This window comes from Streptomyces sp. NPDC019443 (genome assembly GCF_044389785.1).
Lineage (GTDB): Bacteria > Actinomycetota > Actinomycetes > Streptomycetales > Streptomycetaceae > Streptomyces.
Window position 1 is genome coordinate 231,777 of record NZ_JBIRYJ010000007.1, and the last position, 19,575, is coordinate 251,351.

Genomic DNA, 19,575 nt, shown 5'->3' on the forward strand with positions numbered 1-19,575 from the left:
GCATGCCACTCGCGGACCATCTGCGTGAGCTGCGCAACCGGCTTGCCAAGGCGATGCTGGCGGTCACGATCGCGTCCATCGTGGCGGCGTTCTACAGCCAGGACCTGATGAGGATACTGGCCTCGCCCGTCCACGCCTGTGAGCAGGGACAGCTCGAGACCGGCGGCAAGTGCGCCACGATCGTGTACACCGACCTGTTGTCGCCCTTCACCACCACCGTGAAGGTCGTCATGATGGCGGGCATCATCGCGGCCTGCCCGGTCTGGCTGTACCAGCTGTGGGCCTTCGTGGCCCCGGGCCTGCACAGGAACGAGAAGAAGTACACCTACTTCTTCGCCGCCGCGGCCGTTCCGCTCTTCGCCGCGGGTGCCTATCTCGCGTTCGTGATCATGCCGGTGAGCATGAGTGTGCTGCTGAGTATCACCCCGGACACCGCCGCGAACTTCCTCGAGGTCGACAAGATCCTGGACTTCGCCGTCCGCATGGTGCTGATCTTCGGGTTCTCCTTCGAGCTGCCGCTGCTGCTGATCATGCTGAACGTGGCCGGCGTCGTGACCGGACGCCGGATGGCGGGCTGGTGGCGCGGTGTCGTCATGGGCATCTTCGTCTTCGGAGCGATCGCCACCCCGTCCACCGACCCCCTGGGCATGATCGCGCTGGCGGGACCGATCATCGTGCTGTACTTCATCGCCGTGGGCGTCTCGCTGCTCAACGACCGGCGGCGACGCCGCAACGACCCCGACGCCGAACTCGACGACGACGAGGCATCCGACCTCGACCTCGCTCCCGAAGCTGTCGGCGAGATCGAGGCCGTATCAGCCTCCAGGGCGCTGCCCGAGCAGGCGAGCGGTGAGGCCGACGGACGTTCCCACCGGCTCAACGGTTACGACGACATCACCTGATCTTGTATGGTCCTGCCCCCAGACTCCGTCCAGGGGGACCCCCAGTGACCAGCGAGATCACCCTTTTCGTCAATCCCACCGCGGGACGCGGCCGGGGCGCTCATGCCGCGCAGCCGGCCGCTCGCGTGCTGCGCGAGGCCGGGTTTTCCGTGCGTACCGTTCTCGGCGAGGACGCCGACGATGCCCTGCGGCGGGCGCGCGAAGCCGTCGGCGGTGGGACCGGGGCTCTCATAGCCGTCGGTGGGGACGGGATGATGTCGCTCGCGCTGCAAGCCGTCGCCGGGACCCGGACGCCGCTCGGTGTCGTCGCCGTCGGGACCGGCAATGACTTCGCCCGTGCGCTCGGGCTGCCCGTGCGGGAGCCTGCCGCCGCCGGGCGGATCGTGGCCGAGGCGCTCAAGGGCGAGCAGATCCGGGAGGTGGACCTCGGACGCGTGGGGCAGAAGTGGTTCGGGACCATCCTCGCCTCCGGGTTCGACTCGCGGGTCAACGACCGCGGGAACCGCATGCGGTGGCCGAGCGGGCGCTTCAAGTACGACCTCGCGATGGTCGCCGAGCTGGCGGCCTTCAAGACCGTCCCGTACCGCATCACCCTCGACGACGGGGAGGTGCGCGAGATCGAGGCCACCCTCGTCGCCGTGGGCAACGGATCCTCCTACGGCGGCGGCATGCGGATCTGCTCCGGCGCGCGCATGGACGACGGGCTGTTCGACGTGACCGTGGTCGGGGACTGTACGCGTACGACCCTGCTCAAGGTCTTTCCGCAGGTCTACAAGGGGACGCACCTCAGCCACCCCAAGGTGACAACCCACCGCGTCCGCACGATCACGCTCCAGGCGGAGGGAGTCACCGGGTATGCCGACGGCGAACCGATGGGAGCGCTGCCGCTGACCGCGGAGTGCGTTTCGGGTGCCGTCCGGGTGCTCGCTCCGGCACGCGCCCCGGCGATCGACCAGTGATCGCACGGTGATTGCCCAGTGATTGCCCCGGTCAATTAAAGACCGGGCTCACTGTCAGAGGTGACGGGTAGGCTCGTGAGCAAGATGACCGAGGACCTCTCTCCCGCTGAGCGCTATGCCGCCGCCCGCATCCGTGCTGTTGAGGAGGCCACTGCGCTGGCCCCCTTCCGCGCGATGTACGAATTCGACCTGGACCCCTTCCAGATCGAGGCCTGTCAGGCCCTGGAGGCGGGCAAGGGCGTGCTCGTCGCCGCGCCCACAGGCTCGGGCAAGACCATCGTCGGCGAATTCGCCGTCCACCTGGCCCTCCAGCAGGGCCGCAAGTGCTTCTACACCACGCCCATCAAGGCCCTGTCCAACCAGAAGTACACCGACTTCGTCAGGCGCTACGGCGCGGACAAGGTCGGTCTGCTCACCGGCGACAACAGCGTCAACTCCGAAGCACCCGTGGTCGTGATGACCACCGAGGTGCTGCGCAACATGCTCTATGCGGGCTCGCAGTCGCTGCTCGGCCTCGGCTATGTGGTGATGGACGAGGTGCACTACCTCTCCGACCGCTTCCGCGGCGCCGTGTGGGAGGAAGTGATCATCCACCTCCCCGAGTCGGTGACGCTGGTGTCACTGTCGGCCACTGTTTCCAACGCGGAGGAGTTCGGCGACTGGCTGGACACCGTCCGCGGAGACACCGAGGTGATCGTCTCCGAGGAGCGGCCCGTCCCGCTGTGGCAGCACGTCTTGGCCGGCCGCCGGATGTACGACCTCTTCGAGGAGGAGACCGACCACGGCGGCCGCGGCTCGGCCCGGCGCGAGGTCAACCCCGATCTCGTACGCCTGGCGCGGATGGAGAACCAGCGCACGTACAACCCCCGCGACCGCCGCCGCGGCAAGATGGTGCGTGAGGCGGACCGAGAGCGGGAGCGGCGCCAGCGCAGCCGGATCTGGACGCCCGGGCGGCCCGAGGTCATCGAGCGGCTCGACTCCGAAGGCCTGCTGCCCGCGATCACCTTCATCTTCAGCCGGGCGGCCTGCGAGGCCGCCGTACAGCAGTGCATGTACGCGGGACTGCGGCTGAACGACGAGAACGCGCGGCTCAGGGTGCGCGAGATCGTCGAGGAGCGGACCGCCGCCATCCCCACAGAGGACCTGCATGTCCTCGGCTACTACGAGTGGTTGGAAGGCCTTGAGCGCGGCATCGCCGCGCACCACGCCGGCATGCTGCCGACGTTCAAGGAAGTCGTCGAAGAGCTCTTCGTGCGCGGTCTGGTGAAGGCCGTCTTCGCCACCGAGACGCTGGCGCTCGGCATCAACATGCCTGCTCGCTCCGTGGTGTTGGAGAAGCTCGTCAAGTGGAACGGCGAGCAGCACGCCGACATCACCCCCGGCGAGTACACCCAACTCACCGGCAGGGCAGGGCGGCGCGGCATCGACGTCGAGGGCCACGCCGTGGTGCTGTGGCAGCGGGCGATGGACCCGGCCGCGCTCGCGGGACTCGCGGGCACCCGCACCTACCCCCTGCGCTCCAGCTTCAAGCCCTCGTACAACATGGCGGTCAACCTTGTGCAGCAGTTCGGGCGGCATCGCTCCCGCGAGCTGCTCGAGACGTCGTTCGCGCAGTTCCAGGCGGACAAGTCGGTCGTCGGCATCTCCCGCCAGGTGCAGAAGAACGAAGAGGGACTCGAGGGCTACCGCGAGGGCATGACCTGCCACTTGGGCGACTTCGAGGAGTACGCGCGGCTGCGCCGCGAGCTCAAGGACCGCGAGACGGAACTGGCCAAGCAGGGCGCGGCCCAGCGGCGGGCCGCCGCGGCCGCCTCGCTGGAGAAGCTGAAGGCCGGCGATGTCATCCACGTTCCCACCGGCAAGTTCGCGGGCCTTGCGCTCGTCATCGACCCGGGCATCCCGGCGGGCCGGACCAACGGCCACCGCGGCGGCTTCGAGTACCACGACGGACCACGGCCGCTCGTGCTGACCGCCGAACGGCAGGTCAAGCGGCTGGCGTCGATGGACTTCCCGGTGCCGGTCGAGACGCTGGAGCGGATGCGGATCCCTAAGTCCTTCAACCCGCGCTCGCCGCAGTCCCGTCGCGATCTGGCCTCCGCGCTGCGGACGAAGGCCGGGCACATCGTGCCCGAGAGGCACCGCAAGCAGCGGGCGGCCGCCGCCGACGACCGCGAGATCGCGCGGCTGCGCACCGAACTGCGCGCGCATCCCTGCCACGGCTGCGACGAGCGCGAGGACCATGCGCGGTGGGCGGAGCGGTACCACCGGCTGCAGCGCGACACCTGGCAGCTGGAGCGGCGCATCGAGGGCCGGACGAACACCATCGCCCGTACCTTCGACCGGATCGTGGCGCTACTGACCGAGCTGGACTATCTGCGCGGCGACGAGGTCACCGAACACGGCAAGCGGCTCGCGCGGCTCTACGGCGAGCTGGATCTGCTGGCCAGCGAGTGCCTGCGCGACGGTATCTGGGAGGGGCTGAGCCCGGCCGAACTGGCCGCGTGCGTCTCGGCGTTGGTGTACGAGGCGCGCCAGGCGGACGACGCGGTCGCGCCCAAGGTCCCGGCGGGCAAGGCGAAGGCCGCGCTCGGCGAGATGGTCCATATATGGGGCCGACTGGACGCCCTGGAGGAAGAGTTCAAGATCAACCAGGCGGAGGGTGTCGGACAGCGCGAACCCGATCTCGGCTTCGCCTGGGCCGCGTACCAGTGGGCATCCGACCGGAGCCTGGACGAGGTGCTGCGCGAGGCCGAGATGCCCGCCGGAGACTTCGTGCGCTGGTGCAAGCAAGTGATCGATGTGCTCGGACAGATCGCGGCGGCGGCACCACGTGAGGGCACAGTCGCCAAGAACGCCCGCAAGGCGGTCGACGCTCTGCTGCGGGGTGTGGTGGCGTACAGCTCGGTGGGCTGAGCGGCGATATGTACGACGGCCCGGTTCACCGCAAGGCGGTGAACCGGGCCGTCAGCGTCCGGTCGGCTCTGGGTGGTCAGCCCCAGAACCTGTCCTCTTCGTCGAGGTCCTCGGAGCACTCGTCGATGTCGGTGATCTTTCCGCCGACGATGGTGAAGAAGAGGCCCTCGCGGATCTCGATGCCGTGGTCGCCCCGGTCGGCCCGCATTGTGTGAAGTGACATGGCGTGCCCGCGCCCGTCGGCCAGCACCGCTTCCAGCTGGATCTGCATCGTGCCGTCGGTCTCCTCGCCGAGCTTGCGGTATAGCTGGAGAACGGCATCGAGGCCCTTGTGGTGGCCGGAGAGCGGGTTGTCGCCCGGCACGTGGTGGACGACGTCCTTCGTCATCAGGGAGCCGAGTGTCTCCATGTCACCCGACACGAACGCTGCGTAACCCTGGCGTACAAGGACGCAGTCCGGGTGTTCAGCCATAGTTGTTCACACCTTTCGTCCCTATGGATGCCCATTTCCTCCATCCTCCGCCGGGTGTGGAGGGCTGTCCACGCAGGCGTCACGCGGCGGACGTGACCGCGTCTCGCTTGGCGACTTCCTCGCGCACGATCGGGATCACGTGGCGGCCGAAGTCGATGGCGTCGTCCAGCAGGTCGTAGCCGCGGGCGGAAAGGATCTCCACGCCCAGGTCGTAGTAGTCGAGCAGCGCCTGGGTGACGGTCTCGGGCGTTCCGGCCAGTGCCGACCAGTGCCGTCGAGTTGCCCGCGCCGCCCGTTTCGGCGGCGGTAGGAGTCCATAGCGCCCTGTCGTGGCGCTCGCCCTGCGCGGCGGCGGCGGCGAGGAGTGATGTCCGCCTCTGCGCCACCTGCCTCGTACGCCGCGGGCGAGGAGCCGCCGAACGAGACGCGCGGACGCGGCTGTTGTACGGGGAAGCGCCGTACGCGAACAGGACGCGGTCCCAGCCGTGGTCCTCATGGGCCCGGGCGAGCTTGAGTGTGTACTCCTTGTCGAAGGACGGGCCGGAGCGGGCCGTGACTTCGGCGCCTTCATTGGTTGCTGCGACGGTCGCGGGTGACCAGCCGCAGCCGAGGGCGCATATGCCCAGTGGGACAGGCATGTTGGGGTCGAGTCAACTGTTCCTGTAGGCCCGCCAGCCGCCGTACTCGGTGATGTCTTCGGCCTCGTCGAGGGCGGCGGGCTCGCAGAGGAAACCGGGGGCGGTGGTGCCGTCGGCGAGCTCTACCCGGCCGATTGCCATGGGGCGGGGGAGGGCGGCGGTGAGCGCGCCGAGGCCTTCGGGGGGCAACTCCCAGATCTCGGCCTCGATTGACTGTCCGTTGTCCGTGCCTACGTGGACGAGGCCCGGCTTGGGCGGTTCGGTGCGCAGGGCGAAGAGCCGGTAGGCGGGGGCGGTGGTGGTCGTGGCCTTGAACGTCGCGCCGAGGGCGAGGAGTTGGGGGTTGAGGGGCTGGCCGGTGAGGTGGGCGCCGACGACGGCGAGGCGGGTGGGCGGGGTGAGGTGTGCCGCGATCCGGGCGAGGCGGTCGTCCGTGCCTGGCGGGCCGACCAGCATGACGCCGAACGGGCGGCCGTCCACGTCGCCGGCCGGGACTGCCACCGCGGCCAGGTCGAAGAGGTTCGTGGAGTTGGTGAACCGGCCGAGGCGGGCGTTGGCGCCGACCGGGTCGGCGGCGACGTCGTCGAGGGTGGGGTGGCCGGGAGCGGTGGGCAGCAGGAGCGCGTCCGCGTCTGTGGCGGCGAGGGCGGCCATGGCCTGGTCGCGGAGGGCGGCGAGGCGGGCCTGGTCGGCGAAGAGCTGGTGGGCGGGGATATCGCGGGCGCGGCGGATGATGGCGGCGACGGTGGGGTCGAGGTCATTTGTCGCCTTGTCGATGAATGCACCCACGGCGGTGTAGCGCTCGGCGACGAACGCGCCTTCGTAGAGCATCGAGGCGGCGTCGGTAAAAGGCGTGAGGTCGATGGCTCCGAGCTGCGCCCCGGCGGCCTCAAGGCGTGCGGCCGCGGCTTCGTACGCCTCCTCCCAGCCGGGGTCCATCGGTCCCAGCTGGGCACTCGGCGGCACGGCGATCCGCCAGGGGCCGGGGGCGCGGGCCGTTTGCTCGCGGACCGGGCCTGTGGAGATGAGTGCAAGGGCGAGCTCGGCGTCCTGGAGCGTACGGGCGAAAACGCTGACGCAGTCGAGGCTCGCGCAGGCCGGGACCACGCCGTCGGTGGGGACGAGGCCGCAGGTGGGCTTCAGCCCGACGATGCCGTTGAACGCCGCGGGGACGCGGCCGGAGCCTGCGGTGTCCGTGCCGAGCGCGATGTCGGCGATGCCGAGGGCGACGGCGACGGCGGATCCGGAACTGGATCCGCCGGCCACGCGGGTGGGGTCGGTGGCGCTGTGCACCGCGCCATAGGGCGAGCGGGTACCGACCAGGCCGGTGGCGAACTGGTCCATGTTCGTGCTGCCGAGCACGACGGCGCCGGCGGCCTTGAGCCGGGCGACGGCGGGGGCGTCGGTGGGCGGGTCGTACGCGTAGGAGGGGCAGCCGGCGGTGGTGGGGAGGCCCTCGACGTCGATGTTGCCCTTGACGGCGAGGGTGCGCCCGGCGAGGGGGAGGTGCACGCCGGCGGCGAGTCGCTCATCGATGTCGCGGGCGTCGGCTTCGGCGTCGGCGCGGGGGCGGAGGGTGATCCAGATGTCGGGGCGGTGGGTGCGGTGGATGAGGTCGTAGGCGGCACGGATGCGGATGCGGGTGAGGGCGGGGGTGGGGGTCGGCATGGGGGGCGGCTCCTTGGGGTGCGGGCGGCTGGGGTGCGGGCTGGGGGATTTGTCCCCCACCCCGCCCCTTCCCTGAACCGGGGGCTCGCCCCCAGACCCCCAGTCCTCAATCGCCGGACGGGCTCAATCTTTCAACCCCGCCGACGATTGAGGTGTGAGGGTCCCCCCACGCCCGCAGGGCGTAGGGGGAGGGTCCGCGGCGGAGCCCCGGTTCAGGGATGGGGGTACCTCCCGGGCGAAGCTCTGCGGGCGGGCGGCGGGCGGGTGGGGGAAGGACTCCGCCCCGGTCAGGAGTTCGTCGGGGTCAGGACGGCCAGCGGGGTGCCTGCCTCCACCTGGGTGCCGGGGGCGACCAGGAAGCGGGTGACACGCGCCGCGTACGGGGCGTGGATGCGGGATTCCATCTTCATGGCCTCCAGGGTCAGCAGCGGCTGGCCCGCTGAGACCTCCGCTCCCGGTTCGGCGTTCAACTGCCAGACCGATGCCGCGAATTCGGCCTCCAGCACCAGGCTCCCCGGTGGGACGTCCGGTTCGGCGGCAGGGGCCGGGAGCGCGGTGGACGTGGCCGCTCGGGCGAATTCGCCAGAGGCCTCCCAGGCGTCGCGTTCCTCGGCGAAGGCGCGTGCCTGGCGGGTGCGGAAGGAGGCGATCGACGGCGCGTTGTCGGCGAGGAAGCGCTGGTAGTCCGCCAGCGAGAAGGTCCCCTCCTCGATACGCGGCGTGAACCGGCCCGCCGCCATGTCGGCCCGAAGCTCGAGGAGTTCCCCCGCATCCACCGCGTACCACTTGATCCGGTCGAAGAAGCGCAGCAGCCAGGGTCGTTCCTGCCAGCGCGACCACACCTGGGTCGTGCGGCCCACGAACTGGTAGCCGCCCGGTCCCTCCATGCCGTACACGCACAGATACGCGCCGCCGATGCCGACCGAGTTCTCCGCGGTCCAGGTCCTCGCCGGGTTGTACTTCGTCGTCACCAGGCGGTGGCGCGGATCCAGCGGAGTGGCGACCGGGGCGCCCAAGTAGACGTCGCCCAGCCCCAGTACGAGGTACTCCGCGTCGAAGACCGTGCGGTACACGTCGTCGACCGACTCGAGGCCGTTGACCCGGCGGATGAACTCGATGTTCCACGGGCACCAGGGCGCGTCGTCCCGTACCCCTGCCATATAGCGGGCGATCGCCTCCCGGGTCGCCGGATCGTCCCAGGACAGCGGGAGATGAACCGTGCGAGAAGAGACGACAAGGGCATCGGTGGGCGGGAGCCTGGACTCGATGCGGGTCAGCACGGACAGCAGCGTCCGCTGGGGGAGGATGTCGGGGTCGGTGTGGATCTGGAGCGAGCGGATGCCCGGGGTCAGGTCCACCACCCCCGGCAGGCCCTCCGCCGCCACTGCCTCTGCCAGCGCGTGGACCCGCATCCGCAGAGCGAGGTCGAGCTGCATCTCGCCGTACTCGACCAGTACGTTGTCGTCTCCGCTGCGGCGGTACGTGACCGACTCGCCCCGCCCCAGAATCCCGCCGTCGACGATGTCCGGGCGCGGAGCGCCGTCGGCCGTCACCGGCAGGAAGGTGACCGTGTCGCCCGGGCGCAGCTGTCCCAGTTTCCAGCGTTCGGCCTTTAGGATCGTCGCCGGGCAGACGAAGCCGCCGAGCGACGGGCCGTCCGGGCCCAGCAGGACCGGCATGTCGCCGGTGTAGTCGACGGCGCCGACCGAGTACGGCGTGTCGTGGATGTTGGAGGGGTGCAGGCCCGCCTCGCCGCCGTCCGTGCGTGCCCAGCGCGGCTTCGGGCCGATCAGCCGTACCCCGGTGCGCGCCGAGTTGAAGTGGACTTTCCACTCGGCGGCGTAGAAGTCGTGGATGTCCTCCTCGGTGAAGAACTCAGGCGCCGCGTGCGGGCCTTCGGCCGCCGCGATGTGCCAGACATCGTTGAAGGAAGGGCGGTCGGAGTGCGGGACGGGCGCGCCCGGCGGTGTGGCCGCGCCGCCGTGGAGGACGTCGCCCGCGCGCAGCTGACGGCCGCCGTGTCCCCCGAAGCGGCCCAGCGTGAACGTGGCCGCACTGCCCAGGAAGTCCGGCACGTCCAGGCCGCCGCCCGCGAAGAGGACATAGGTGCGCAGGCCACGGTCGGCGGGCGCGCCGATCGCCAGCGACGCGCCCGCGGGGACGGTGAACGGCTCCCACTGCGCTGCCGGTTCGCCGTCCACTGTGACCGGCGCGGGCGCGCCCGTCACGCAGACCGTCGTCGCGTGGCTGAAGCGCAGCGTCGGGCCCTGGAGCGTGCACTCCAGGCCGGGCGCGCCTTCGTCGTTGCCGAGCGCCCGGTTCCCGAGACGGAAGGAGAGGTCGTCCATCGGCCCGGACGGTGGGACGCCGACCTGCCAGTAGCCGGTGCGGCCCGGCCAGTCCTGAACGGTGGTGAGGGTGCCCGATGCCACGACCTCGATACGTGGCGTGGGGTCGGCGATGGTCGCCAGGGTCGCGGTGGTGTGTTCGGCGGCCCGTACGGACGCGTCCGCGAGCGCCGCCCGCACCAGGCCCAGGTTCGTCTCGATGCCGTCGACGCGCGTCGCCGCCAGCGCGGAGTCCAGCCGGGCGAGGGCGTCGGCGCGATCGGTTCCGTACGCCACGACCTTGGCCAGCATCGGGTCGTACGCCGTCGTGACCTCCGTCCCCGTCTCGATCCACGCGTCGACGCGAACGCCTGAGGGATCTGAGGGGCTTGGGGGCTCCGGGGGAAAGGCAACCCGGGTCAGCAGCCCGGCGCTTGGGCGGTGGTCGCGGCTGGGGTCCTCGGCGTAGAGGCGCGCCTCCACGGCATGGCCGCGCGGAGCGCCGGGCTCTCGTACGACCGAGGTCTCGCCCTGCGCGAGGCGCAGCATCCACTCGACGAGGTCTACGCCGTAGATCTCCTCGGTCACCGGGTGTTCCACCTGGAGGCGGGTGTTGACCTCCAGGAAGTACGCCTCCTCGCGGGCCGCGTCGTACACGAACTCGACCGTGCCGGCCGAGCGGTAGCCGACCGACGCGCACAACTCCCGTGCGGATGCGGCCAGGTGCGAGCGTACGGAATCGGTCAGGCCAGGCGCCGGGGCCTCCTCGACCACCTTCTGGTTGCGGCGCTGGAGCGAGCAGTCGCGGTCGCCGAGGGTGACGACCCGGCCCTCTCCGTCGCCGAAGACCTGCACCTCGACATGGCGGGCGTGCTCGACGAGTCGCTCGAGGAAGACCCCGGCCGAGGAGAAGGAGGCCGCGGCGACGCGCTGCACGCGCTCCCACGCTTCGGCCAGGCCCTTGGCGTCGTACACCGCTTGCATGCCGATGCCCCCGCCGCCACCCGTGGCCTTGAGCATGACGGGAAAGCCGATCCGGTCCGCGGCCACCAGCGCGGCGTCGAGCCCGGTCAGCAGCCCGGTACCGGGGGCAAGCGGGACTCCGGCAGCCTCGGCTGCGGCCCGTGCGGTGTGCTTCGCGCCGAAGAGCTCCAACTGCTCGGCGGTCGGCCCGACGAACACGATCCCGGCATCCTCGCAGCGGCGTGCGAAGTCCGCGTCCTCGGAGAGGAAGCCGTAGCCGGGATGGATGGCGGCCGCGCCGGTGTCTTTCGCGGCTCTGAGCACGAGATCGGCGTCGAGGTACGACTCCTTGGCGGGCGCAGGCCCGAGCCGTACCGCCTCGTCGGCGAGCCGGACATGGGGCGCGGAGCGGTCGGGGTCGGAGAAGACCGCGACCGTACGCAGCCCGAGGCGGCGGGCGGTGCGGATGATGCGTACGGCGATCTCGCCGCGGTTGGCGACCAGCAGCGTGTCAAAGGTCATGCCGGCGTCCCGATCGTCATCTCCACGGCGGTCGGCTCGAAGCCGTTGCAAGGGTTGTTGATCTGGGGGCAGTTGGAGACGAGGACCAGGACGTCCGTCTCGGCGCGCAAGGTCACCCGCAGCCCCGGGGCGGATATCCCGTCCACGATGCCGAGCGTGCCGTCCTTCTCGACGGGGACGTTCATGTACCAGTTGACGTTGGAGACGAGATCGCGCTTGCCGAGGCCATTACGCGCGCCCTCCGCGAGGAAGTTGTCGACGCACGCGTGCTGCGACCAGGTGTGGTGGCCGTAGCGAAGGGTGTTGGATTCCTTTGAGCAGGCGCCGCCGACCGTGTCGTGGCGGCCGCAGGTGTCGTCGGTGACGGTCATCAGCGGGGTGTGCTCGTTCGACATCAGCACGCTGCCCGTAGTGAGGAAGATGTTGCCCTGGGCGTGGACGGTGTCGGCGGCGCTGTAGCGGACGGCGGTGTCATGGGCGTCGTAGATGAGGAAGTCCACGGCCTGGTTGCCGTGCAGATCGGTGATGGTCAGCTGCTCGCCGGCGCGGACGACGGCGGACCAGGCGGCGCGTGCGGGTACGACTGTCATGACTGGCCCCTTGCGGCAAGGAAATCAGCGGTGTTCGCGTAGGCGCGGCGGCCCTCGGGAGTGGCCTCCCAGAGCGGATCACCGGGCGTGGTGGGGGCGGCGCGCCAGGCCAGCACCTCCAGCGGGGTGCTGACGTACTCCGGGCGCGGGTCCAGCGGGTGCGGGACGTTCGCGATCAGCACGGTCAGATCCTGCTCGGCACGGAGCGTTACGGAGGCGCCGGGGCCCGCGGAGCCGGTGAACTCGAGGGTGCCGTCGTCGCGTACCTCCACGCCCTGGAAGAAGGACAGAGAGGGCGGCAGATCGCGCGGCTCAAGGCCGTTCTTGAGCGCGGCGAGTGTGAGGAGTTCGCGGCCTGCGGGGGACGCGGATTGCGGGGTTCCGTCTCCGTACCGGTGGGTGTTCCGTACGAGGGTGGAGGTGCCGCACAGTGTGTCGTGGCGGCCGGCGGTGTCGGCGATCAGGGTGGCGAGCACTCGCCCCTGGTCGGACAGCAGGAGCCCGCCGGTGCGGAGGTAGGCGTTCCACTGGACCTTGACCGTGTCGGCGGCGTTGAGGCGTTCCCAGGGGCGGCCGTCGACGTACAGGAGCAGATGGGCGCAGGCGTCCCCGCGCAGGTCGGTGAGGCGCAGCTCAGTGCCCCGGGCGAGGACGCGGTGCGTGTAGTTGCCGCCGGCGACGGTCTCCGCCCACACCAGATGTCCGGCCTCGCAGGGCGGCGTGGGCCAGTCGGTGGCAGGGACCACGGGCATGGCCTCGGCGCACGCGCCGTCCTGGGCGCGGGCGTGTTCGCGGGCCCCGTATGTCGTCCTCGTCGCGGTCGCCATGGCGGTGTGCCTCCTCCGGCTCGGCGGTCATTTCTGTCGCGTGACAGAAATTAGGGCGAGAGGGAGTCCGTGCCATTGCCCGTCCGTTGCCGCACGGTTACGGAACGCTCACCGTGATCGCGGCGCAGGGGGTGTTCGGGGCGTGTGCGACGATCGGCAGCATGAGCACCACCAGGGGACGACGGGTCGGCCGGCCGCGCGCGACGCAGCGGCCGGACAGCGGGATGTCCGCGCGGGACGAACTCCTCCTGGCCGCAGCGGAGTTGTTCACCACGAGCGGCTACGCGGCGACCACGACCCGGGCGGTCGCGGAGCGCGCGGGTATGCGGCAGGCGACGATGTACCACTACTTCAGCGGCAAGGAGGACTTGCTCGCTGAGCTCCTCGAGTCGACGGTGGCCCCGTCCCTGATGCTCGCACTCCGGCTGCTCGCGGACGACGCGCGCCCGGCGGAGGAACGCCTGTGGGAGCTGTGCCGCGCGGACGTGGAACTGCTGTGCGGCGGCCCGCACAACCTGGGCGCGCTGTACCTGCTCCCGGAGGTCCGGGGCGAACGCTTCACGAGCTTCCACCGGGTGCGTACGGACCTGAAGGCGGCGTACGGGGAGCTGCTGGGGGCGACGGCGGCGGGGGGTGCGCTGGACAAGGGGGAGCGGGTGCTCCGTACGGACCTGGTGTTCGGACTGATCGAGGGCGTGATCCTGGTCCACAGATCGGACCCGGAGAGGGCGGTGGGGGCGTTTGCGGGGGCGACGGCGGACGCGGCGCTGAGGATTGTGGGCGCGGTTCGGTAACGAGGTGGCGGTTGGGTTTCCCCACCCCACCCCACCCCACCCCTCCCGAAACCGGGCGGTGCCCAGGACCCGTTGCGACGCTGACGGTGTCCGGCCCGCACGCGGCGTTTATGCGCCGCGGCCGTCGTAACGCTGTGCTCCCCGAGGCATCCGCCACCGCCACGCAGCTCCGGCGGCTACCGTGACCACCAGGAAGAGCACCGTGAACCACTGGAAGTACCAGTGGCCGCCCGACGGGTCGTACACCGCGGCCCGCGGCCAGGCGAGGTTGACCGTCATCGCCAGGCCGTAGACGAGGGCCAGTGCATTGACCGGCAGGCCCCAACGCCCCAGTGAGAACAGGGGTTTGCCCGCCTCGTCCAGGCCCGTGTCGCGGCCGTAGGCCCCGCGCAGGCGGCGGACCAGCATCGGGCCCGTCACCATCGCGTACGCCAGGTACAGCATCGCGATGCATGTCGTGCCGATGGCGAGGAATGCCTCCGGCGACGCGAGGTTGAGCATGCCGAGCGCTGCCGCCGCGGCACCCACGACCAGGGCGGGTCCGGCCGGCATTCCGGTGCGCGGGGAGACCTTCGCGAGGCGGGCCGAGCAGGGCAGCACCCCGTCGCGCGCCATCGAGAAGAGCATCCGGGCTCCCGCCGTCTGGATCGCCAGGATTGCCACGGCGATCGCGATCACCACATCGACGAGCAGCGCCTTGCCGACGCCGTCGCCGAGGCTGCTGGTGAGCACGTACGACAGACCCTCGGTCGCGAGCCGCCCGTCCGTCAGGCTCGGCGCGGCCAGTACCCCGCCGAGCAGCAACAGCCCGCCGAGGACACCGGCCGAGGCGAGCGCGAGCAGGATCGTGCGCGGAGCGGTACGGCGGGGGCTGCGGGTCTCCTCGCTCAGCTCGCCCGCGCTGTCGAAGCCGATGAGGACGTACGCCGCGGTGAAGGAGCCGACGAGCAGCGCGCCGATCGCCCCGCCCTGGCCGCCGGTGTGCAGGGTGACGCCCGGGCCGCGCTCGGAGTGGGTGAGAAGGAGTACGACGATCAGTACCGCGCCGATGATCTCGGCGGTCACGCCGATGCGGTTCACCGCCGACATGACGCGGTTGTCGAGGAGGTTCACCAGAGTTGTCAGGGCGAGGAGTACGACCGCCAGCAGCGCGGCGTTCGCGGCGCCCGACGGCGTGATCGGCGACGGGTCGCCGCCGAACAGCTGGAAGCCGGACCAGATCGCCGGGAGTACGACCTGGAGTGCCAGGGCTGCCGCGGCGACCACGACCACCTGGCCGATCACCATGATCCAACCCGCGAACCAGCCGAAGGACGGGGTGCTGAGCCGCGTCGACCACTGATAGATCGCGCCCGACAGCGGGTAGCGGGCGGCGAGTTCGGCGAAGCAGGCCGCGACGAGCAACTGGCCTACGAGCACGGCGGGCCAGGTCCAGAAGAAGGCGGCGCCGCCGAAGGAGTAGCCGAACGCGAAGAACTGGAAGACGGTGGTGAGGACGGAGATGAAGGAGAACCCGGCCGCGAAGGAGGCGTACCGCCCCATGCTGCGGTGCAGCTCCTGCCGGTAGCCGAAGCCGGCCAGCGCGGCTGCGTCGCCGCCCTGGCCCGTCTCCGGAGGATCGGGCCGTACGTCCGTGGTTGCGGTGGCGGTCATGGCAGCCCCTGTCGCTGTTTCCTGTCGGGTGACAGAAATTAGGGACGAGCTGTTTCACCGGCGTCACGCGCCCATGTCCGTAGGGGGCCCAAGTCCTCACGCCCGAAAGATCTCCCACTCGACCAATCCGGGGCCGCCATCGCACCGAATCAACTCCGTCCCCGTCAGCTTTCCTGGAGGGTGTGAAGTGAGCGTGTCCGTGTCTCCGGCGTCCCCCGCGTCCCCCGCGTCCTCGGTGTCTGAGCGAACCGCGTCCGTCGACGCCCGGCGGTGGCCCGATGTGGCCACCCTGCCCCGAGCGCCCCGGATGCGGACGGCCGCCGCCGAACGGCTCGTCCGGCGTGCCGTCGGCAGGCTGCCGCTACGGGTGCGCCTCGCCGGCGGCGCCCCGATCGGCCGGGGCGGACCGCTCATGGTGGTGCACGACCCGCACGCGTTCCTCCGGCGCATCGGCTCCGTCGGCCTCGTCGGCCTCGGCGAGTCGTACATGGCCGGCGAGTGGGAGGCCCACGACCTCGTCGGTGTGCTGACCGTGTTCGCCGAACACGCGGCCACGCTCGTCCCCGGGCCGCGCCGGCGGCAGCGCGGAGCCCGGCCGCCCCGGCAGCCTGCCGAACACCGCACCGGTGACCTGCCCTACGACATGCCCAATGAACTGCTCACCGAACTGTTCGCGCTCTTCCTCGACGAGACCTTCTCCTACTCCTCCGCCCTCTTCCGCGGCTTCCCGGCAGAGCAGCACCTGCTGCCCGCCGCGCAGCACCGCAAGATCGACCGACTGCTCGACCTGGCGGGGGTCGGCGCGGGCACTCAGCTGCTCGAAATCGGGGCCGGCTCCGGTGAGTTGGCGATCCGGGCGGCGCGGCGCGGCGCGCGCGTGCTGACCGTCACGCTCTCGCGGCAGCAGCAGGAACTGGTGCGGCGGCGCGTCCGCGAGGCCGGTCTTGAGCACCGCGTGACCGTCCTGCTGCGCGACTACCGGATGGTGCTCGGCCGTTACGACGCAATCGTCAGCGTGGAGATGATCGAGGCCGTCGGCCAGGAGCACTGGCCGCAGTACTTCATGACCCTGGACCGGCTGCTTGCGCCAGGCGGCCGGGTCGCCCTCCAGACGATCACGATGCCGCACGAGAGGCCGGCGGCCTCCCGCAGCACGTACGCCTGGACGCAGAAGTACATCTTCCCGGGCGGGCCGCTGCCATCGACCGAGGCGATCGGGCAGATCGTCACCCGCTGCACCGGTCTGCGGCCGGCCGAGCGGATCCGCTTCGGCCCGCACTACGCCGAGACGCTGCGGCTGTGGCGTGAACGCTTCACCCAGCGCGCCGCCGATGTCGAAGCTCTCGGCTTCGACGAGACCTTCCGCCGGATGTGGACCTTCTATCTCGCCAACTCGGAGGCCGGTTTCCGCGCGGGCTGTCTGGATGTGCAGCAAGTGCTGCTGACCAAGGAAGAGATGGCCTCCTGAGCCGCGCGGATCAGTCCAGGCCGCGCGCCCGCTCGAACCGCGCCCGCCCCTCCGCCACTTCCACCAACGGGTCCGGATAGTCGAGCCTGGCCCGTTCCAGGCCGTCGAGCTTCCACGGCTCGTGGACGGCGGCCCCGGCCACCTGCGCGAGCTCCGGGACCCAGCGGCGTACGTAATCCCCGTGCGGGTCGAACCGCTTCGCCTGCGCGAGCGGATCGAGGACGCGATTGGGGCGGGCGTCGGTCCCGGTGCCCGCCGCCCACTGCCAGTTGAGCTGGTTGTCGGCGATGTCCCCGTCCACCAGGAGGTCCAGGAAGTGGCGGGCGCCGATGCGCCAGTCCATGTACAGCGTCTTGGTGAGATAGCTCGCCGCCAGCAGCCGCGCGCGGCCCGGAATCCACCCCTCGTGCCGCAGCTGGCGCATCGCCGCGTCCACGATCGGGCAGCCGGTCCTGCCGTTCTTCCAGGCGGCGATCTCCTTCTCGTCCCTTCGCCAGTGGTCGCCGCGGGCACGGTAGTCGGCGTGGGCCGCATCGGGCCGGGCGGCGAGGACCTGGTGGTGGAAGTCCCGCCAGGCCAGCTGCCGTACGAACGCGTCCGCGCCCGGGCCGCCCTTGCCGCGTGCTCTCTGGACGACTTCTGCGGCGGAGAGCGTGCCGAAGTGGAGATGGGGCGAGAGCCTGGAGGTCGCGTCACCCGGCAGATCGTCGTGCCGCCGCTCGTACGCCGCGATGCCGCCGCTCTCGTCGGCCAGCCAGCGGCTCAGCCGCCGTCGGGCCTCCGGCTCGCCGCCCCTGGCGAGCCCGGGCGACACCCCGGCGACCGCGGTGCGCCGCGGGAGCGGATGGCCGGCGAGCTCCGGGACCGGCACGCTGCGCGGCGCGGCCACTGCCGCACGCAGCCCGGCCGCCTCCCACCTGCGGAAGTATGGCGTGAACACCGAGAAGTGGTCGCGGCCTGTGGGCGTCACGCGCCCCGGTGGCAGCGCGGTGACCACCCCCGCATGGACGTGCAGGGCGCACCGGACCGCCTCCAGCGCCTCGCGCAGCCGCGCTTCCCTGCGTACGGCATACGCGCTGACGCCTCCCGCGACATGCACCGAGCGGGCTCCGCTCTCGGCGACCACCCGGCAGACCTGCTCGGTGACTTCGCCGGTACGGATCACCAGTCGGCCGCCGCGCTCGCGCAGCCCGGCGTCCAGCGCGGCCAGGCAGTCGGCAAGAAAGGCACGGCGGTTGGGCACGTCGAAGCCCGCCCGGTGCACGCCCCGGTCGAGCACGAACAGCGGCACCACAGCATCGGCGCCGCGCAGGGCTGCGCGCAGCGCCGGCTGGTCGTGGAGTCGCAGATCGGAAGTGAAGAGCATGACCGCAACGCTCATGAGCCGTCCTTCCTCGGGTGGGAAGTGCAACAGGCGGGGAAATGCAGCAGTCGGCGAAAGGCGTCCAGGGGAACGGGTATCAGGCGGGAACACGCATCAGGCGGGAACGCGCATCAGAACGCGCGTCAGGTGGGGAAGCGCATCAGAACGCGCGTCAGGTGGGGAAGCGCATCAGGGCGAGCGGATCGGTGGTCGGCTCGGGGGAGCCGCCCGCCGGTTCGACAGTCAGGCCCATGCCCGAAGCCGCGCCCACCGGTCCGTCCATCAGTACGGCGTTGTCGGTGACGGCGGGGTCCATCAGACCGGCGGGACGCATCTTTCCCCCGTCCTCGAACCAGAGTTGGTAGACCTTGCCCTGCGGCGGCTTGGGCAGCCCGGAGGTGAGGAAGGCCGCTTTGTTCCTGCTGTGCGAGACGACGACCGTGCCGCGTGCCCCCTCCGGCAGTTTCGTTGCGCTCACCCTGGCGTCGGGCGCGGCGAGCACCGAGGCCAGCTCCTCGGCCTGCCGCTGTGAGCGCTGCGCGTCCTCGCGTGCGTCCCGCGCCTCCTGGTGCTGCCAGGCGGCGACCCCGCCGAAGGCGGCGGCGGCGGCGAGACAGGCCGCCAGCACGAAGCGCGACGCCGCCCGGCCGCGGCGGGCGGCACCTCGGTGGGCCCGCGAGACGCGGGGCGGCTCCTGGCGCTCGGCGGAGATCCGCCGCAGCACGTGCTGCTTGAGCGCAGGCGGCGGCGTCACAGCCATAGCGAGTCCCATCTTGCCGACGGTGGCGGCCAGTTCGCGCACCTCCTGGCCGCAGGCCGGGCAGAGCAGAAGGTGCCGTTCGAACTCGGCGCGCTCGTCGGGCGACAGCGCGTGCAGCACATAGGCGCCGGTCAGCGTGTGCAGATCAGCGGCGTTCATGCGCTCACCCCCAGGCAGTCGCGCAGCCGGATGAGCCCGTCGCGCAGTCGTGTCTTGACCGTGCCGAGCGGCACGGAGAGCAGTTCGGCCACTTCCCGGTAGGCCAGCCCGCGGTAGTACGCGAGTGTCACCGACTGCCGCTGCAGCTCGGTCAGGCCGCGCAGACAGCGCCGTACCTGCTCACGCTCCAGCCGGGCCTCGACCTGTTCGGTGACCTCGTCGTAGGCGGGGGTCTGCTCGAGCAGTGCCGCCCGCCGCTCTCGGTCGGTGGCGGCCTGGGCCGACCGGACCCGGTCCACGGCGCGGCGGTGGGCGAGCGTGAGTATCCAGGTCATCGCCGATCCGCGGGACGGCTGGAAGCGCGCCGCGGTACGCCACACCTCGATCAGCACCTCCTGCGTCACCTCCTCGGACTGGGCCGGGTCGCGCAGTACGGCGCGCACCAGCCCCAGGACCGGACCGCAGACCGCGTCGTACACCCGGGAGAAAGCCTCCTGGTCGCCTTGGGCCACCAGGCCGAGCAGCTGCTGCAGATCGGGCCCCGCCGAGGCGGGTCCGCCGATGTGTACGGCTTGGTTCACGCGGCTTTCCTCCACT

At 71.1% G+C, this 19,575-nt stretch carries 14 protein-coding genes and 1 pseudogene; 5 read left to right on the forward strand and 10 right to left on the reverse strand.

Going from position 1 to position 19,575, the window contains the following annotated elements; translation table 11 throughout:
• The first annotated feature begins 2 nt into the window (after positions 1–2).
• The 3 genes from tatC (at position 3) to ACH492_RS23585 (ending at position 4,774) form a co-directional block, all read left to right on the forward strand.
• Positions 3–902, forward strand: a complete 900-nt coding sequence (gene tatC, locus ACH492_RS23575; protein WP_398989752.1) for a twin-arginine translocase subunit TatC — start codon at positions 3–5, stop codon at positions 900–902.
• A gap of 44 nt (positions 903–946) precedes the next feature.
• Positions 947–1,861 (forward strand): diacylglycerol kinase, encoded by a 915-nt coding sequence (locus ACH492_RS23580; protein WP_398989556.1) that lies wholly within the window; start codon positions 947–949, stop codon positions 1,859–1,861.
• An 84-nt stretch (positions 1,862–1,945) separates the two neighbouring features.
• Positions 1,946–4,774 carry a DEAD/DEAH box helicase gene (locus ACH492_RS23585; protein ID WP_398989753.1) on the forward strand — a complete coding sequence of 943 codons (2,829 nt, stop codon included), beginning with the start codon at positions 1,946–1,948 and terminating at the stop codon, positions 4,772–4,774.
• A 76-nt stretch (positions 4,775–4,850) separates the two neighbouring features.
• Here the strand turns inward: ACH492_RS23585 and ACH492_RS23590 are convergent, their stop codons facing one another.
• The 6 genes and pseudogenes from ACH492_RS23590 to ACH492_RS23615 form a co-directional block, all read right to left on the reverse strand.
• Positions 4,851–5,246, reverse strand: a complete 396-nt coding sequence (locus tag ACH492_RS23590) for a nuclear transport factor 2 family protein (RefSeq protein WP_398989558.1) — start codon at positions 5,244–5,246, stop codon at positions 4,851–4,853.
• Positions 5,247–5,325: 79 nt separating this feature from the next.
• Positions 5,326–5,884: pseudogene (locus tag ACH492_RS23595) on the reverse strand (hypothetical protein).
• A 12-nt stretch (positions 5,885–5,896) separates the two neighbouring features.
• The gene (locus tag ACH492_RS23600; RefSeq protein WP_398989560.1) at positions 5,897–7,552 is read right to left on the reverse strand and encodes an allophanate hydrolase; all 1,656 of its coding nucleotides are present in this window, start codon (positions 7,550–7,552) and stop codon (positions 5,897–5,899) included.
• A gap of 287 nt (positions 7,553–7,839) precedes the next feature.
• A complete protein-coding gene (locus ACH492_RS23605; protein ID WP_398989562.1) occupies positions 7,840–11,364 on the reverse strand; it encodes a 5-oxoprolinase/urea amidolyase family protein in 3,525 nt (1,174 codons plus the stop codon).
• On the reverse strand, positions 11,361–11,954 hold the full coding sequence (locus ACH492_RS23610; protein WP_398989564.1) for an urea amidolyase associated protein UAAP2: 594 nt from the start codon (positions 11,952–11,954) through the stop codon (positions 11,361–11,363). The genes ACH492_RS23605 and ACH492_RS23610 overlap by 4 nt, the downstream gene beginning before the upstream one ends.
• Positions 11,951–12,781, reverse strand: coding sequence for an urea amidolyase associated protein UAAP1 (locus tag ACH492_RS23615; RefSeq protein WP_398989565.1), 831 nt, complete (start codon positions 12,779–12,781; stop codon positions 11,951–11,953). The genes ACH492_RS23610 and ACH492_RS23615 overlap by 4 nt, the downstream gene beginning before the upstream one ends.
• A gap of 161 nt (positions 12,782–12,942) precedes the next feature.
• On the opposite strand from ACH492_RS23615, the gene ACH492_RS23620 reads away from it, so the two are divergent.
• The gene (locus ACH492_RS23620; RefSeq protein ID WP_398989567.1) at positions 12,943–13,575 is read left to right on the forward strand and encodes a TetR/AcrR family transcriptional regulator; all 633 of its coding nucleotides are present in this window, start codon (positions 12,943–12,945) and stop codon (positions 13,573–13,575) included.
• Between the two features lie 108 nt (positions 13,576–13,683).
• Here ACH492_RS23620 and ACH492_RS23625 read toward each other — a convergent pair whose 3' ends face one another.
• On the reverse strand, positions 13,684–15,228 hold the full coding sequence (locus ACH492_RS23625; RefSeq protein ID WP_398989569.1) for an amino acid permease: 1,545 nt from the start codon (positions 15,226–15,228) through the stop codon (positions 13,684–13,686).
• 235 nt (positions 15,229–15,463) lie between these two features.
• Between ACH492_RS23625 and ACH492_RS23630 the strand changes: the two genes are divergently transcribed.
• Entirely contained in the window at positions 15,464–16,696 is a 1,233-nt protein-coding gene (locus ACH492_RS23630) for a class I SAM-dependent methyltransferase (RefSeq protein ID WP_398989571.1), read from the forward strand.
• Between the two features lie 10 nt (positions 16,697–16,706).
• On the opposite strand, the gene ACH492_RS23635 is transcribed toward ACH492_RS23630, so the two are convergent.
• The 3 genes from ACH492_RS23635 to ACH492_RS23645 all read right to left on the reverse strand — a co-directional run bounded on the left by ACH492_RS23635 (position 16,707) and on the right by ACH492_RS23645 (position 19,559).
• Positions 16,707–18,077 (reverse strand): cryptochrome/photolyase family protein, encoded by a 1,371-nt coding sequence (locus ACH492_RS23635; protein WP_398989573.1) that lies wholly within the window; start codon positions 18,075–18,077, stop codon positions 16,707–16,709.
• 154 nt (positions 18,078–18,231) lie between these two features.
• Positions 18,232–18,978: an anti-sigma factor domain-containing protein gene (locus tag ACH492_RS23640; protein WP_398989575.1), complete on the reverse strand. Its 747-nt coding sequence runs from the start codon at positions 18,976–18,978 to the stop codon at positions 18,232–18,234.
• Positions 18,975–19,559, reverse strand: coding sequence for a sigma-70 family RNA polymerase sigma factor (locus ACH492_RS23645; RefSeq protein WP_398989577.1), 585 nt, complete (start codon positions 19,557–19,559; stop codon positions 18,975–18,977). Before ACH492_RS23645 ends, ACH492_RS23640 begins: the two co-directional genes overlap by 4 nt.
• Positions 19,560–19,575: the final 16 nt, after the last annotated feature.